This is a genomic window from Peribacillus sp. FSL P2-0133 (assembly GCF_037975445.1).
Lineage (GTDB): Bacteria > Bacillota > Bacilli > Bacillales > DSM-1321 > Peribacillus > Peribacillus simplex_E.
In genome coordinates this window covers 98576-115909 of sequence record NZ_CP150254.1, presented here as the reverse complement: position 1 = coordinate 115909, position 17334 = coordinate 98576, and the positions used below count along the sequence as shown (strand labels likewise).

General features: G+C 43.9%; 12 protein-coding genes, 2 rRNA genes and 1 other annotated feature. All 14 genes read right to left on the bottom strand.

Annotated elements, in window-relative coordinates:
- Position 1: 1 nt before the first annotated feature.
- The 14 genes from cysS to MKY17_RS00545 all read right to left on the bottom strand — a co-directional run bounded on the left by cysS (position 2) and on the right by MKY17_RS00545 (position 17326).
- Complete coding sequence (gene cysS, locus MKY17_RS00610; RefSeq protein WP_098373570.1) at positions 2 to 1399, bottom strand: cysteine--tRNA ligase; 1398 nt, start codon at positions 1397 to 1399, stop codon at positions 2 to 4.
- A 1-nt stretch (position 1400) separates the two neighbouring features.
- A complete protein-coding gene (gene cysE, locus MKY17_RS00605) occupies positions 1401 to 2051 on the bottom strand; it encodes a serine O-acetyltransferase (RefSeq protein ID WP_098373571.1) in 651 nt (216 codons plus the stop codon).
- Between the two features lie 84 nt (positions 2052 to 2135).
- Positions 2136 to 2384 (bottom strand) — a binding site (T-box leader).
- Positions 2385 to 2426: 42 nt separating this feature from the next.
- Positions 2427 to 3884, bottom strand: coding sequence for a glutamate--tRNA ligase (gene gltX, locus MKY17_RS00600; RefSeq protein ID WP_098373572.1), 1458 nt, complete (start codon positions 3882 to 3884; stop codon positions 2427 to 2429).
- A gap of 90 nt (positions 3885 to 3974) precedes the next feature.
- Complete coding sequence (gene ispF, locus MKY17_RS00595; protein ID WP_098373573.1) at positions 3975 to 4454, bottom strand: 2-C-methyl-D-erythritol 2,4-cyclodiphosphate synthase; 480 nt, start codon at positions 4452 to 4454, stop codon at positions 3975 to 3977.
- A gap of 14 nt (positions 4455 to 4468) precedes the next feature.
- Positions 4469 to 5155: a 2-C-methyl-D-erythritol 4-phosphate cytidylyltransferase gene (gene ispD, locus MKY17_RS00590; RefSeq protein ID WP_339201211.1), complete on the bottom strand. Its 687-nt coding sequence runs from the start codon at positions 5153 to 5155 to the stop codon at positions 4469 to 4471.
- A 21-nt stretch (positions 5156 to 5176) separates the two neighbouring features.
- Positions 5177 to 6274: a PIN/TRAM domain-containing protein gene (locus MKY17_RS00585; RefSeq protein ID WP_076372901.1), complete on the bottom strand. Its 1098-nt coding sequence runs from the start codon at positions 6272 to 6274 to the stop codon at positions 5177 to 5179.
- 225 nt (positions 6275 to 6499) lie between these two features.
- Positions 6500 to 7573: a DNA integrity scanning diadenylate cyclase DisA gene (gene disA / locus MKY17_RS00580; RefSeq protein WP_076372903.1), complete on the bottom strand. Its 1074-nt coding sequence runs from the start codon at positions 7571 to 7573 to the stop codon at positions 6500 to 6502.
- A gap of 2 nt (positions 7574 to 7575) precedes the next feature.
- Positions 7576 to 8964: a DNA repair protein RadA gene (gene radA, locus MKY17_RS00575; RefSeq protein WP_076372905.1), complete on the bottom strand. Its 1389-nt coding sequence runs from the start codon at positions 8962 to 8964 to the stop codon at positions 7576 to 7578.
- A gap of 205 nt (positions 8965 to 9169) precedes the next feature.
- Entirely contained in the window at positions 9170 to 11611 is a 2442-nt protein-coding gene (gene clpC, locus MKY17_RS00570; RefSeq protein WP_098373576.1) for an ATP-dependent protease ATP-binding subunit ClpC, read from the bottom strand.
- Positions 11612 to 11741: 130 nt separating this feature from the next.
- A complete protein-coding gene (locus tag MKY17_RS00565) occupies positions 11742 to 12818 on the bottom strand; it encodes a protein arginine kinase (protein WP_339201210.1) in 1077 nt (358 codons plus the stop codon).
- Complete coding sequence (locus tag MKY17_RS00560) at positions 12815 to 13366, bottom strand: UvrB/UvrC motif-containing protein (RefSeq protein ID WP_339201209.1); 552 nt, start codon at positions 13364 to 13366, stop codon at positions 12815 to 12817. The genes MKY17_RS00565 and MKY17_RS00560 overlap by 4 nt, the downstream gene beginning before the upstream one ends.
- Before the next feature lie 21 nt (positions 13367 to 13387).
- Positions 13388 to 13849 (bottom strand): CtsR family transcriptional regulator, encoded by a 462-nt coding sequence (locus MKY17_RS00555; protein ID WP_098373579.1) that lies wholly within the window; start codon positions 13847 to 13849, stop codon positions 13388 to 13390.
- 364 nt (positions 13850 to 14213) lie between these two features.
- Positions 14214 to 14329 (bottom strand): 5S ribosomal RNA (rrf, locus tag MKY17_RS00550).
- Between the two features lie 64 nt (positions 14330 to 14393).
- Positions 14394 to 17326, bottom strand: a 23S ribosomal RNA gene (locus MKY17_RS00545).
- Positions 17327 to 17334 lie beyond the last annotated feature (8 nt).

Sequence of the window (17334 nt, the reverse complement as noted above, 5' to 3'; positions counted from 1 at the left end):
ATTACCCTCTTTTCCATCTTGTACCTTGAGGGGTATCCTCTAATATGATATTCATGTTTTTCAAGCGATCACGAATTTCATCGGACAACCCAAAATTGCGGTCTTTCCGCGCTTGAATTCTCTGCTGTATCAAGCCTTCAATTTCTTCATCCAAAAGCCCCTCTTCTTCAAGGGACAACCCTAGGACAGAAAATAAGATGTTGAATTTATCAAGGAAAGCATCAATCACTTCCTTGTCTGTGTTTTTCTCCATCAAGTAATAATTTGCCTGTTTGGAAAGTTCAAAGAGCATGGATATTGCATTAGCTGTGTTGAAATCATCGTCCATTTCTTTAATGAATTGTTCATGTAATTCATTCAGCTTCCCCAACCAAACATCATTATTCTCAGTCAATCCGTCACTAACTTGAAGGCGATGCTTTAAGTTTTGATAAGATGTCCTTAAGCGATCGAGGGACGCTTTTACATTTTCAAGCACTTCTTCACTATAATTGATGGGATGACGGTAATGTACAGATAACATAAAGAAGCGTAACACTTGTGGATCATGCTTCTGAATGATGTCGTGCACAAGGACGAAATTGCCTAAGGACTTAGACATTTTTTCATTCTCAATATTTATATACCCGTTATGCATCCAATAATTCGCAAAAGTCTTACCCGTCAATGCTTCGGATTGTGCAATTTCATTTTCATGATGCGGGAAAGCCAGATCTTGACCTCCGGCATGAATATCGATTGTATCACCCAAATACTTTTTGACCATTGCGGAGCATTCGATATGCCAGCCAGGACGCCCTTTACCCCATGGGCTCTCCCAAGATATTTCATCATCCTTTGCCGTTTTCCAAAGGGCAAAATCAAGGGCATCTTGTTTTTTCTCCCCTATTTCAATACGTGCCCCCACTCGCAGCTCATCGATGGACTGATGTGAAAGTTTTCCATAACCCTCAAACTTACGAGTTCGGTAATACACATCCCCTTCGGATTCATAAGCGAATCCTTTCTCAATTAATGCCGAGATGAATTCAATGATTGCATCCATGTTCTCCATTACGGTTGGGTGAGCATCGGCTTTTTTGCAGCCCAACGCCGACACGTCTTCAAAATAAGCCTTGATGAAACGCTCTGATATGGTTGGGACATCTTCCCCCAATTCTTTTGCCGCACGAATCAGCTTATCATCCACATCCGTAAAGTTCGAAACGAATTGCACATCATATCCGCGGTAATCCAAATACCTACGAACGGTATCGAATACGATTGCCGGTCTTGCATTACCAATATGAATGTAATTATAGACAGTGGGTCCGCATACGTACATCTTCACCTTTCCCTCTTCCATCGGGACGAAGGTTTCCTTTTTTCTTGTAGCTGTGTTATATATTTTAATCGCCATATTATAGACTCCTTTCCTTCTGCTTCTGTTCAGCCATCTTCGCTCTTAAAGCCCTGATTTCACTATCCAATTCCTTAAAGCGATCAGCGATTGGATCAGGAAGATCACAATGATTTAGATCTTTGTTGATTTTGATACCATCTTGAATGACCACTTTACCTGGAATACCCACCACTGTGGAATTAGGTGGCACTTCCTTTAAAACGACCGATCCTGCACCGATTTTTGAGTTTTCCCCAACAGTGATGGAACCCAGCACTTTTGCTCCTGTAGCAATCAAAACGTTATCCTTTATCGTAGGATGACGTTTTCCCTTTTCCTTTCCTGTCCCCCCAAGGGTTACACCTTGAAAGACAGATACATTGTCGCCAATTTCACAAGTTTCGCCAATGACGATCCCCATTCCATGGTCAATGAAGAAACGACGGCCAATCGTAGCCCCTGGATGAATTTCAATTCCGGTAAAAAACCTACTGATCTGAGATATACTTCTTGCCAGGAAAAAGAATTTCTTCTTAAATAGTGCATGAGCCATCCTATGACTCCAAATCGCATGTAAACCCGCGTACGTCAATATGACTTCCAAATAGCTGCGCGCAGCAGGATCTTGATCAAAAACCACTTCGATATCCTCTTTAAACACCTTTAACAAAATGATTCCCCCCTATGTTGCGTTCTTTTCCAACATCCCCTTTGAAGCTTTTAAAGCATATAAAAAAGCGTCTCTGTCCAAATAGACAGAGACGCTTTAAGCGCGGTTCCACTCTGTTTGGAATGTACGAAGCAGGTAAAGCTTTTTCCTGTTTATTCATCCCCAACTTTAATCCCTGTAACGGAGGACATTCCGCCTGTGCCTACTATAGGTTAGTTCAGCAAAGGACTCAAGGGTGCATTTCAGAAAACGAGAGGCTTGAACCACTTTCAGCAGGTTATGGTTCTCTCTAAAAAGCTTCGTTTACTTACTTCTCCCCATCTACGCGTTCTTTTGTAAGATTATTAAATACTATATTACATTTTTGACAAATTGTTAATATAAAATACTCTGAATACGCTGTTTAATTTTTTCTTTGCCCAGTAATGAAATCGCCTTAGGCAAGTCAGGACCATGTGTTTGACCCGTGACGGCCGCCCTTATCGGCATGAATAATTTTTTCCCTTTATGGCCTGTGCTTTTTTGTACGGCTTTAATCGACTTCTTGATTTCATCCGCGTTAAATTCTTCAAGGCCATCGATCTCCTGAAGGAAAGCTTTCATGACTTCCGGTACCTGTTCTTCAGCCAGTACTTCCTTGGCTTCTTCTTCGAACACGACCTCATCCATGAAAAACAGTTCAGATAGCTCGACTATTTCCGCTCCATAGCTCATCTGCTCTTGAAAAAGGGAAACTAGCCCATGTACCCACTCTTCTTCTTCGGCGGTCAGTGTCTCTGAAACCTTCCCGGCTTTAATTAAGTGAGGCATTGACAATTCCACTGCACGATTTCCGTCCAATTGCTTCACATATTGGTTATTCATCCATGTAAGCTTTTGTTTATCGAAAAGTGCAGGTGATTTAGACAGCCGATCAGCATCGAAAAGATTAATGAATTCTTCCTTCGTGAAAATCTCTTCTTCCCCGACCGGAGACCATCCTAATAATGTAATGAAATTGAATAAAGCTTCAGGTACATAACCAAGCTCTTCATATTGCTCAATGAATTGAATGATGGACTCATCACGTTTACTCAGTTTCTTCCTGCTTTCGTTTACAATCAGCGTCATATGTCCGAATACCGGCGGTTCCCAGCCGAAAGCTTCGTAAATCATCAGTTGTTTGGGAGTATTGGAGATATGATCATCACCGCGAAGGACATGGGAAATCTTCATCAAGTGATCATCGACGGCCACTGCAAAGTTATAGGTTGGAATGCCATCTTTTTTAACGATGACAAAATCACCAAAGCCATCCGCTTCAAACGAAACCTCATCCTTAACCATATCTTTGAAAGTAAGGACCTTCCCAGCTGGAACGGCAAAGCGAATGCTCGGTTTTCTTCCTTGAGCCACTAGTTCCGCTTGCTCTTCTTCAGTTAAATGCTTGCACTTCCCTGAATATTTTGGCGTTTCATTCCGTTCGACCTGTCCTTCACGCTCTGCTTCAAGCTCTTCTTCCGTACAATAGCATTTATATGCCAAACCCTTATCTAAAAGCTCTTGATACAATTCCTGATAAAGGTCGTTCCTTTCGGATTGACGATATGGCCCGAATTCACCGCCAACATCAACACCTTCATCCCAATCCATACCAAGCCATTTCAAATATTTAAGCTGACTTTCCTCTCCGCCTTCAATATTTCTCTTTTGGTCGGTATCTTCAATACGGATGATGAATTTCCCGCCTTTATTTCGTGCGTATAAATAGTTAAATAAAGCAGTCCGTGCATTACCAATATGTAAATGTCCAGTCGGACTCGGTGCATAGCGAACTCGAATATCGCTGCTCATGATATATATAGACCTCCCAGTCGTTCTATTCTATTGTATATATTATCATTTAAATACATTGGGATAAAGGCATCCACTCTAAAAACGAAATTAGTTTGATTTAACCAATAAAACCACAGCCTGTGCCGCGATTCCTTCGCTCCTGCCTGTAAATCCAAGTTTCTCGGTAGTGGTCGCCTTTACATTAATTCTGTCTATCGGCGCATCTAAAAGTTCAGCAATCCTGCCGCGCATTTCCTCAATATACGGTGCCATTTTCGGGCTTTGTGCAATGATTGTACAGTCCGCATTGCCTAGGGAATATCCTTCTTTTTTTACGATCGCCCAAATATACTGCAGCAGTTTTGCCGAATCGGCATCTTTAAATTCAGGATCGGTATCCGGAAAATGCTTACCGATATCCCCGGCACCAATTGCCCCCAAGCAGGCATCAGCAACAGTATGCAGAAGGACATCCGCATCCGAATGACCTAGCAAACCTTTCTCATACGGAATCGTAATCCCGCCAATAATCAAAGGTCTCCCCTCCACAAGCTGATGAACGTCATATCCTTGTCCTATTCTAAACATATCATTCTCCCCAATCATCTTTTTCCATGTTGTTTATGTAAAATCGCTTCTGCAAAATAAAGGTCTTCCTGAGTCGTAATTTTAATATTATCATAATTGCCCTCAATAATAACTACCTGTTCATTGATCCGCTCTAGCAAACTTGCATCATCCGTCCCTAAAAATGCATCAGCTTCTGCCTGTTCATACGCGCTTTTTAATATGGATACACGAAAAGCTTGTGGAGTTTGTACCGCCCACAAGCTAGATCGTTCCACTGTTTCCACTACCTTATTGTTTGACGCTTTTTTAATCGTATCCTTAACGGGCACTGCAATTACGGCACCTCCATGAAGGGAGGCTGCAGTAGTCAATTCACTGATTTGCCCAACATTGATAAAAGGGCGGGCACCGTCGTGGACCAGGACGATTTCTTCTCCTGCATGTTGCAGTCCATTATAAACGCTTTGTTGGCGCTCCTTGCCACCCATGACCAGTTTCTTGACCTTTTTAAGCCCATATGCTGCAATCAATTGACTGAAATAATCCTTTTCTGCCGGGTTTATCGAAAGGATAATCCCCCGACAGTCAGGATCTTCTTCGAAGACACGCAGTGTATAAACAATGATCGGGATACCCGATAGTTCAATAAAAAGTTTATTCTTGCCCGCCTTCATTCTTTTGCCTTGTCCAGCTGCAGGTATCACTACTTCATAAAACATAACGGTTTCTCCTACTCTTCTTTATAATGCTTTTTCTAATAGTTTCGGTTTAGCGAATATCATACGGCCTGCAGAGGTTTGCAATACACTTGTGACAAGTACATCGATGCGTTTCCCGATATGGTCACGGCCACCCTCGACAACGATCATGGTGCCATCGTCTAAATAAGCGATGCCCTGGTTCTGCTCTTTCCCGTCCTTGATGACCTGAACATTCATCTCTTCCCCAGGAAGCACAACAGGTTTTACGGCATTGGCAAGGTCATTGATATTAAGGACCGCCACATTTTGAAACTCGCATACTTTGTTTAAATTGAAATCATTGGTAACGACCATTCCGCCCGATATTTTGGCAAGTTTCACTAGTTTACTGTCCACTTCCTGAATGTCTTCAAAATCCCCCTCGTACATCTCCACTTTAATCGGAAGATCTTTTTGAATCCGATTCAAGATATCCAAACCACGTCTTCCACGATTCCTTTTCAATGCATCAGATGAATCGGCAATGTGCTGCAGTTCGTTTAATACGAATTGAGGAATGACTATGGTACCCTCCAGAAAGCCTGTCTGACAAATATCCGCAATTCTACCATCAATGATGACGCTTGTATCGAGAATCTTAAGCCGCTTGCTATACCCCTCTTCATCCTCTTCGCTCGCTTCACCATCAGTGTTCTTTTTCTTATTGCTTTTCGTGAATAAACTCAATAGCTCATCACGCTTTTTAAAGCCCACCTGAAAACCAAGATAACCAAATAAAAGCGTAAGGATGATGGGAACCACTGTATTTAAAATAGGAACCTTGATGGCACTGAAGGCGGAGCCAACCAAGAACGCCGCAAGCAGTCCCACTAAAAGACCGACGCTGCCAAAGATTATATCCGTAATTGGTATCTTTACAAGCTGTTCCTCCAGCCACTTCATAAAATAGATCACATGATCTACTGCCCAAAAAGTTATAAGATAAAAGATAATGGCACCCAACAGTACACTTACATAAGGATTGTTTATTAAAGCAATATCATCTGCATGTAAAACAATTAATAATTCTGGAATAAGTAACATACCAAGTGTTCCGCCGACTATTAAGAAGCATGCTTGTATAATGCGTTTTAACATCCCTTTCACCTCCTTCTATTCATTATTGACCAATAAAATAAAATGAAACCTTCGAAAATTCGTTTTCATTATATACGTTAAATTCACTTAAGGAATTAGTGGATTTACAAATATGATTTTTTCTCTTTTTCGTAATATTAGCCTAGCACCCTGAGTTTTGAGTGTCAAAAATAAACACCAATCAATTTCAAGCTAGTTCAGGGGAATTTAAAAGGCCAGCTGCACCTACATCCTTCTATTTGTGACAAGCTGATTTTTCAAAATCCGGAGTCCTTCTTTGATTTTATTGGCGCGGACTTCGCCTATGCCCTCCACATCGTCAAGGTTTTCAACCGTAGCTTTATTGACTTCACTAAAGCTTCCGAACTGTTTCACTAAATTTTCGATGATCAAACCCGGCAAGCGTGGGATTTTATGAAGAATACGGTAACCACGGGGATGTACTGACTCATCAAGGTGTATGTATCCATGATAGCCCAGCACCTTTAGAAGAATGCTTTCATCCAGTTTTTCCTGCATGGCCAACTCTTGAAGCCTAAAAATGATTTCCTCGGGATTTTCATCATTACTGGAGGTATAATCCTTGATAAGCCATTTTCCTTCCGTTTCAATATCTGCCAGAATTTCATTCATTTGCAAACGGATCAATCTTCCTTCCGTACCAAGCTCATTAAGGTACGTTAATAGCTCCGCCTTGATTCTGAGCACCATTACATATCGGTGAAATACCTGCAAAAGGTCGGCATAGGTCACGATTTCCTCAAACTCGAGTGCTCCTAAAACCGATATGCTCTGCTGCAGGACCACCTTGTATTTTTCCAAGGTCTGGATGGCTAAATTAGCCTTGGCAAGTATGACTCCTATATCTTTAAGGGCGTATCGGAAATTTCCTTGATATAAAGTGATGACATTCCGACGTTGTGAGATTGCGATGACCAACGACTTGGTCTCCCTTGCCACACGTTCCGCTGTCCTATGCCGCATTCCCGTTTCTGTGGAAGGTGTACTGTTATCCGGCACTAGTTGGGCATTTGCGAAAATGATCTTATCTGCTGTTTCATTTAAAATGATGGCCCCGTCCATCTTTGCCAACTCATATAATGTGCTGGGGGTACAGCTGCAGTTGATTTCGAAGCCGCCATCCACGATCACTCGCACCTTCTCATTATATCCGACCACTATCAAACCACCTGTGTTTGCCCTCAGGACATTTTCAATCCCCTCCCGAAGCGGGGTACCTGGAGCAACAATTTGCAGAATTTCCAATTTTGTTTTCTCATACCCTTTTTTATCTGTCATACTTAACCCCCTAACGATTGTTTAAGAGCCTCCGAAACCGATGAAACACCAACGATCTTAATACCCTTCGGCGCGGTCCATCCCCCTATATTATTAGCCGGTATGATAACCCGCTCAAACCCTAATTTTGCTGCTTCCTGCACCCTTTGTTCAATTCTTGACACCCTTCTTACCTCACCAGTCAGCCCCACTTCACCAATGATGCAATCGGCAGGGTTTGTTGGTTTATCACGGAAGCTTGAAGCAATGCTTATTGCGACAGCAAGGTCAATTGCAGGTTCATCCAGCTTGACACCACCGGCAACCTTTAAATACGCATCTTGGTTTTGAAGAAGCAAGCCCACTCTCTTTTCCAGAACAGCCATTAAAAGCGAAACTCGATTGTGGTCGATTCCCGTGGCCATTCGCCTCGGATTGCCAAAACTCGTAGGTGAAATCAATGCTTGAATTTCGACTAGCACCGGCCTTGTGCCCTCCATGGATGCGACGACTGTGGAACCCGAGGCTCCCTGCGACCGTTCTTCAAGGAAAATTTCCGATGGATTCGCGACCTCTTCCAATCCATGTTCTTTCATTTCAAAAATACCCATCTCATTCGTCGAACCAAAGCGATTTTTAACCGCACGTATAATTCGATATGTATGGTGTCTTTCACCTTCAAAATATAATACTGTATCAACCATGTGCTCAAGCAGCCGTGGCCCCGCGATGGCCCCTTCCTTTGTAACGTGTCCGACGATAAAAATCGCGATTCCGTTCGTTTTAGCAATGCGCATGAGTGAGGCTGTGCACTCCCTCACTTGTGAAACGCTTCCTGGGGCAGATGTAACCTCCGAATGGTATACCGTTTGAATGGAGTCAATAATGACCAAATCCGGTTTTACATCCGTAATTGCCTGTTGGATATAATCCATATCGGTTTCAGCATAAACGAATAGATTTTCCGACATGGTCCCAAGCCGATCCGCTCTCAATTTGGTCTGCTTGACTGATTCTTCACCAGAAATATAAAGCACTTTTTTCTGTTTATGCGCCAATTGGGATGATACCTGTAAAAGCAGGGTGGACTTACCGATACCCGGGTCCCCTCCGATCAATACAAGTGATCCCTGTACGATCCCGCCCCCAAGAGCACGATTCAATTCCATTAAATCCGTCTTAATCCGGGGTTCTTTTTCTGATTGAATAGTCGTTATGGGTGCTGCCTTCTCCCGTTCCCCGGAACCTCTAACCTCTGAATTGGTAAAAGCGCCTTTTCTAGCAGGTTTAACGATTTCGGTTTCCTCGACCATTTTGTTCCATTCACCGCATCCTGGGCATTTCCCCATCCATTTCGGTGACTCATATCCACAAGACTGACACATAAATTTTGTTTTCTTCTTTACAGCCATAAATTACTCCTTTTCCTCTGGAAAAAATATCTATATTAAGGATATTATACCTCGGTTTTATTTAAACCTTCTTAAGGCTAAGTTTTTTAAAAAAAATATTCACTCTGCACTCTGCTTGTCCCATTTATACTCAAATCTACCTATAGATAAAAAACAGAGGTACACTGCAAAAGAATCTGCGTGTACCTCGAAGTTTAGGATCTGGTTATTCACTTACATTAACAGGCTCGCCTTGTCGGATTGCAAACTCATTATTCACGACATCCATTACGACCGTTTGCCCTTTTTTCACGTTGCCCTTAAGCAACTCTTCGGATAGATAATCTTCTACATGCTTCTGAAGTGCCCTGCGGATTGGCCGTGCCCCATATTCCGGATCAAAACCTTCCGTAGCAATTTTTTCTCTAGCCGCATCTGTCAGCTCCAAGTATATCTCCTGTTCTTTCAAACGGGTAGTAAGCTGATTTGACATTAATGTAACGATTTGTTTCAAATGATCCTTCTCTAATGAGTGGAACACGATAGTTTCATCAATACGATTCAGGAATTCCGGACGGAATGCACGTTTGAGTTCTTCCATCACTTTCCCTTTCATATTTTTATAGTCCTGGCCAGTATCCTGGATATTAAAGCCGACATACTTATCAATTTTCAAGGCCGACGCCCCTACATTCGATGTCATAATCAGGATGGTATTCCTAAAATCGACAGTACGCCCCTTGGAATCTGTCAGTCTTCCGTCTTCCAATACTTGAAGAAGAATATTGAAGACATCCGGATGGGCCTTTTCTATTTCATCAAGCAGAACGACGGAGTATGGTTTCCTCCGCACTTTTTCCGTTAACTGACCGCCTTCTTCGTATCCAACATATCCTGGAGGGGATCCAACAAGACGTGAAGTCGAATGTTTCTCCATATATTCGGACATATCGATGCGGATCATGGCATCTTCATCACCAAAAATGGATTCAGCTAAAGCACGGGCTAGCTCGGTTTTACCGACCCCTGTAGGTCCTAAGAAGATGAATGAACCAATTGGACGTTTAGGATCTTTCAAACCTGCCCTTGCACGTCGTACTGCTTTAGAAACCGCAATGACAGCCTCTTCCTGCCCAATTACACGATCATGGAGGATTGACTCCATATTAAGCAGTTTGTCTGACTCTGTTTGTGCCAATTTAGTAACTGGAACTCCCGTCCAACTGGATACGACGTGTGCAATGTCATCCACAGTCACTTCACTGTTCTCCTGCCCTTGTTTTTCTTTCCAAGTCTTTTTCGTTTCTTCCAATTGTTCTCTTAAGCGTTGTTCTGTATCGCGAAGCGAAGCTGCTTTTTCAAATTCCTGACTCTGAACGGAAGCATCCTTTTCCTTACGAACATCATCCAGCTTCACTTCAAGTTCTTTTAAGTTAGGTGGCGTTGTGTATGAACGCAGCCTAACCTTGGAACCAGCTTCATCAATCAAGTCAATCGCTTTATCCGGTAAAAAGCGATCGGAAATATAACGGTCGGATAATTTGACTGCGGCATCAATCGCTTCGTCAGTAATCGATACGCGGTGATGTGCCTCATAACGGTCACGCAGCCCCTTGAGAATTTGGATGGATTCCTCAATAGTCGGCTCATCGACTTGGATTGGCTGGAAACGACGTTCAAGCGCGGCATCCTTTTCAATATACTTCCGGTACTCATCCAAAGTCGTGGCACCGATACATTGTAATTCACCTCGCGCCAATGATGGTTTAAGGATATTGGAGGCATCAATGGCACCTTCTGCACCACCTGCACCAATCAATGTATGCAATTCATCGATGAATAGGATGATATTACCCGCCTGACGTATTTCATCCATAACTTTCTTCAACCGGTCCTCAAATTCACCCCGGTATTTAGTACCAGCCACAACAGTACCCATATCAAGTGTCATTACGCGTTTATCACGTAAAATTTCAGGTACCTCATTATTGATGATCTGTTGGGCAAGCCCTTCAGCAATGGCTGTTTTACCAACCCCAGGTTCACCGATTAATACTGGGTTATTTTTTGTACGACGGCTTAATACCTCGATGACACGCTGTATTTCCTTACTTCTTCCGATAACGGGATCCAAACTTCCTTCCCTGGCAATCGCCGTTAAATCACGTGCAAGGCCATCCAGTGTCGGCGTGCTTGCATTTGAAGCGGCTGAACCTTGGTGACCACCTGATTCATTGCTTCCCAGAAGTTGTAATACTTGTTGTCGAGCTTTATTTAAACTTACTCCCAGATTATTCAATACGCGGGCAGCTACACCTTCCCCTTCTCGGATAAGACCTAGAAGAACATGCTCTGTCCCAACATATGAGTGACCTAATTTTCTTGCCTCATCCATGGAAAGTTCAATGACTTTCTTGGCTCTTGGGGTATAATGTATCGTTTGAGCCGTATCCTGTCCTCGGCCAATTAGATTTTCCACTTCTTTCTGAATCTTATCCGGACCCAATCCAAGAGCATATAACGCTTTGGCTGCAATACCATCACCTTCTCGGACAAGGCCCAGTAAAATATGTTCCGTGCCGATATTATTATGACCTAAACGGATTGCCTCTTCTTGGGCTAATGCTAATACTTTCTGGGCTCTTTCAGTAAAACGACCAAACATCATAGGGAATTCCTCCTTAAGAATTTTCGTTTTGAATAAAGTTGCTGGCAATTCTTTAAGTTATGGCAGAAGCTTCTTCTTGCTCTATATCTATTACATGAAATTTGATACTCCCTAAAGGGGTCAATGACCTCTATGAGGAGGAAGATTCCGTGAAATTCAAGCGTTCCCGGATGAGTGCCGCTCTACGGATATCCCTTTCATGGGGTCTTAAAGGGCCACCTGCGTACTTTTGTAAAAATCCCGACTGCGTCAAAATCATCAACTCATTTAGAATGCTTTTAGAAATATTCTTTATATACCCAAGATCTATCCCTAATCTAACATCGGAGATACAGGTAGCTGCTTCCTTGGTCTCGATGATGCGAGCATTGGACAAAATCCCATATGAACGGAAAATTCTATCTTCTAATTGTATGTGGGAAGTCCTCGCTAATGCATCCCTCGCTGACCGTTCCTGGGCTATGATTTGTTGCACTACACTTGTTAGATCTTCAACGATATCCCTTTCCGACTTTCCAAGAGTAATTTGATTGGAGATTTGAAAAATATTCCCCAAGGCTTGACTGCCCTCTCCATAAATCCCTCGAACCACCAACCCCAATTGGTTGATAGCCGGTATGATATTATTCATCTGCTGTGTAAGGACAAGGCCAGGCAGATGCATCATGACCGAAGCTCTTAATCCTGTTCCCACATTAGTCGGACAACTAGTTAGGTATCCTCTTTCCTCATCATATGCATAGTCTATGGATTCTTCAATCCAATCGTCAAGAACATTTGCAATCTTTAAGGTTTCCTTTAGCTGCAACCCCGACATTAAACATTGAATACGGAGATGATCCTCTTCGTTTATCATGATACTTATTTCTTCATTTTCCGAAAGGAGACATGCGCTTTTCGCTGAATCTTCAACTAAATGGGGACTGATTAAATGTTTTTCAACGAGAACACGCTTTTCCAGTGGCTGCAATTGGTCAATCTCTAATAGTTCCAGTTTTCCAAGCTCTGGGGTTACTTCTTCTTCGATTCTTTTTTTGACCAATTCAATGATTTTTTTAGCTTCTTCGTTAGAAAAGGAGGTTGGGAAGGTAAAGTCTTTAAAATTCCTGGCCAGCCGAATCCGCGAACTCAATACAATATCGATTTCCGGCCCTTCGGCACTCATCCAGGAACTCAAGGCGTTTTCTACAAACTTTTCCAAGCTCATAATTCCTCGCCTCCCTCTTGCGCTTCATACCTTTTTTCAAGGGAACGAACCTTATCTCTTACCTCTGCCGCTTTCTCAAACTCCTCTTGATCAATGTGGACCTTTAAAACTTCTTTTAAATCCAAAATTTGCTTTCGAAGATATATGGTGCCACCAATCCTTTTTGGAATTTTCCCTATATGTGCTGTATTGCCGCTATGAACCCTCTTTAAAATGGGATTTAACTGTTCATTGAACGTTTTATAACATTCGGCACAGCCAAACTTACCTATATGGACAAATTCTTTATAAGATCGATGACAATGCGGGCAACGCCTCTCTTCCGTTTTGGGAAATGCATTTGCCTTTGTCTGTTGAATATTCGACTCAATATTCAACAATCCTGCTAATAAATTATTTATTGAAAAACCAGGTCCACCTACATCCATGAACATTTCACCTTTTTCCTGAGCACATTTCTCACAAATCATGACTTCAGTCTTTTTTCCATTGATGATTTTGGTGAAGTGCAGGGTAGCAGGCCTTTGATGACATTCTTGGCAAATCAACGCTCATCACCTCTGCCAGTTTCATTTATATTTTAAAGTCGTAAGCATCGCAGTTAAAATTCTTGCCCTAAGCTCATCGCGGTCAGGTAGGTCGATATAAATCACCGATCTATCTATGACGCTCATCATAATCTTTGCTTCTCGTTCATTAATGACGTCTTCATTCATCAGCCTTGAAATTACTCCTTCAGCCATCGATTGGGTTACCCTTGAACCAATAAGCGATAATAATTGGTTGATAAGTTGCACGGAATCCTGCGATTCGACTTTCATGATGCGTATGTAACCGCCGCCTCCACGCTTACTCTCTACAACATAACCTCGCTCGATGGTAAACCTGGTATTGATTACGTAATTGATTTGAGAAGGAACACACTGAAATTTATCTGCTATTTCACTTCTTTTAATCTCTAAGATATCTTTTTGACTTATTTCAAGTACTTGCTTTAAATAAGTTTCGATAATATCAGATATGTTTCTCACTCAGCCTCCTCCATTCTGACTTTGACTATATTTGACTATTATTATACAAGGAATAATGCATTTTGCAACTTAAACGCACTTTCTCTTTCTGTATTATCCATTTTCCCCAAATTATATGTAGTTACATACCCCATTGAACATTAAAGTTGAAATATCTTACATAAATACCCTAAAAAGATAAATGCAAAACCTGATATTTTTCTTCTCTCTTAATGTTTCACCACTTAAATTCGGCCCAATTCCTCCTCATGATATTGTAACCAATTCAAATAAGGCCAGCCCTATGCTGTCCCTGAAAATAAAAAACCTTTTTTAAATTACGAATAACAAAAAAGACCAGCCGGATGGCTGATCTTTTTAAATGGCTTGGCGGCGTCCTACTCTCACAGGGGGAAACCCCCAACTACCATCGGCGCTGAAGAGCTTAACTGCCGTGTTCGGAATGGGAACGGGTGTGACCTCTTCGCTATCGCCACCAAACATAAAAGGAACGTTGTTCCTTCAAAACTAGATAATAAGAAGGTATTTCATTTTTTAAAAAGCGTTGGTTAAGTCCTCGATCTATTAGTATCAGTCAGCTCCACATGTCGCCACGCTTCCACCTCTGACCTATCAACCTGATCATCTTTCAGGGATCTTACTAGCTTGCGCCATGGGAAATCTCATCTTGAGGGGGGCTTCATGCTTAGATGCTTTCAGCACTTATCCCGTCCGCACGTAGCTACCCAGCTATGCCTTTGGCAAGACAACTGGTACACCAGCGGTGCGTCCATCCCGGTCCTCTCGTACTAAGGACAGCTCCTCTCAAATTTCCTGCGCCCGCGACGGATAGGGACCGAACTGTCTCACGACGTTCTGAACCCAGCTCGCGTACCGCTTTAATGGGCGAACAGCCCAACCCTTGGGACCGACTACAGCCCCAGGATGCGATGAGCCGACATCGAGGTGCCAAACCTCCCCGTCGATGTGGACTCTTGGGGGAGATAAGCCTGTTATCCCCGGGGTAGCTTTTATCCGTTGAGCGATGGCCCTTCCATGCGGAACCACCGGATCACTAAGCCCGACTTTCGTCCCTGCTCGACTTGTAGGTCTCGCAGTCAAGCTCCCTTGTGCCTTTACACTCTACGAATGATTTCCAACCATTCTGAGGGAACCTTTGGGCGCCTCCGTTACTCTTTAGGAGGCGACCGCCCCAGTCAAACTGCCCACCTGACACTGTCTCCCACCCCGATAAGGGGCGCGGGTTAGAATTTCAATACAGCCAGGGTAGTATCCCACCAACGCCTCCACCGAAGCTAGCGCTCCGGCTTCTCAGGCTCCTACCTATCCTGTACAAGCTGTACCAAAATTCAATATCAGGCTGCAGTAAAGCTCCACGGGGTCTTTCCGTCCTGTCGCGGGTAACCTGCATCTTCACAGGTACTATAATTTCACCGAGTCTCTCGTTGAGACAGTGCCCAGATCGTTACACCTTTCGTGCGGGTCGGAACTTACCCGACAAGGAATTTCGCTACCTTAGGACCGTTATAGTTACGGCCGCCGTTTACTGGGGCTTCGGTTCAAAGCTTCGCTTGCGCTAACCTCTCCCCTTAACCTTCCAGCACCGGGCAGGTGTCAGCCCCTATACTTCGCCTTGCGGCTTCGCAGAGACCTGTGTTTTTGCTAAACAGTCGCCTGGGCCTATTCACTGCGGCTTTTCTGGGCTATTCACCCTAAAAAGCACCCCTTCTCCCGAAGTTACGGGGTCATTTTGCCGAGTTCCTTAACGAGAGTTCTCTCGCACACCTTAGGATTCTCTCCTCGCCTACCTGTGTCGGTTTGCGGTACGGGCACCTTACATCTCACTAGAGGCTTTTCTTGGCAGCGTGGAATCAGGAACTTCGGTACTATATTTCCCTCGCCATCACAGCTCCGCCTTAATGGAAACGGGATTTGCCTCGTTTCCGGCCTAACTGCTTGGACGCGCATATCCAACAGCGCGCTTACCCTATCCTTCTGCGTCCCCCCATCGTTCAAACGATGTATAGGTGGTACAGGAATATCAACCTGTTGTCCATCGCCTACGCCTTTCGGCCTCGGCTTAGGTCCCGACTAACCCTGAGCGGACGAGCCTTCCTCAGGAAACCTTAGGCATTCGGTGGAAGGGATTCTCACCCTTCTTTCGCTACTCATACCGGCATTCTCACTTCTAAGCGCTCCACCAGTCCTTCCGGTCTGACTTCAACGCCCTTAGAACGCTCTCCTACCATCGACACCTAATGGTGTCAATCCACAGCTTCGGTGATACGTTTAGCCCCGGTACATTTTCGGCGCGGAGTCACTCGACCAGTGAGCTATTACGCACTCTTTAAATGGTGGCTGCTTCTAAGCCAACATCCTGGTTGTCTAAGCAACTCCACATCCTTTTCCACTTAACGTATACTTTGGGACCTTAGCTGGTGGTCTGGGCTGTTTCCCTTTCGACTACGGATCTTATCACTCGCAGTCTGACTCCCAAGAATAAGTATTTGGCATTCGGAGTTTGACTGAATTCGGTAACCCGTTGGGGGCCCCTAGTCCAATCAGTGCTCTACCTCCAATACTCTCATCTTGAGGCTAGCCCTAAAGCTATTTCGGAGAGAACCAGCTATCTCCAGGTTCGATTGGAATTTCTCCGCTACCCACACCTCATCCCCGCACTTTTCAACGTGCGTGGGTTCGGGCCTCCATTCAGTGTTACCTGAACTTCACCCTGGACATGGGTAGATCACCTGGTTTCGGGTCTACGACCTCATACTCATTCGCCCTATTCAGACTCGCTTTCGCTGCGGCTCCGTCTCATCAACTTAACCTCGCATGAAATCGTAACTCGCCGGTTCATTCTACAAAAGGCACGCCATTACCCATTAACGGGCTTTGACTACTTGTAGGCACACGGTTTCAGGATCTATTTCACTCCCCTTCCGGGGTGCTTTTCACCTTTCCCTCACGGTACTGGTTCACTATCGGTCACTAGGGAGTATTTAGCCTTGGGAGATGGTCCTCCCTGCTTCCGACGGGATTTCTCGTGTCCCGCCGTACTCAGGATCCACTCAGGAGGGAACGAAGTTTCAACTACAGGGTTTTTACCTTCTTCGACGGACCTTTCCAGATCACTTCATTTACCCCGTTCCTTTGTAACTCCATGTTGAGTGTCCTACAACCCCAAGAGGCAAGCCTCTTGGTTTGGGCTAATTCCGTTTCGCTCGCCGCTACTCAGGAAATCGCGTTTGCTTTCTCTTCCTCCGGGTACTTAGATGTTTCAGTTCCCCGGGTCTGCCTTCAGTACCCTATGTATTCAGGTAAAGATACTGTTCCATTACGAACAGTGGGTTTCCCCATTCGGAAATCTCCGGATCAAAGCTTACTTACAGCTCCCCGAAGCATATCGGTGTTAGTCCCGTCCTTCATCGGCTCCTAGTGCCAAGGCATCCACCGTGCGCCCTTTCTAACTTAACCGTTAAAAA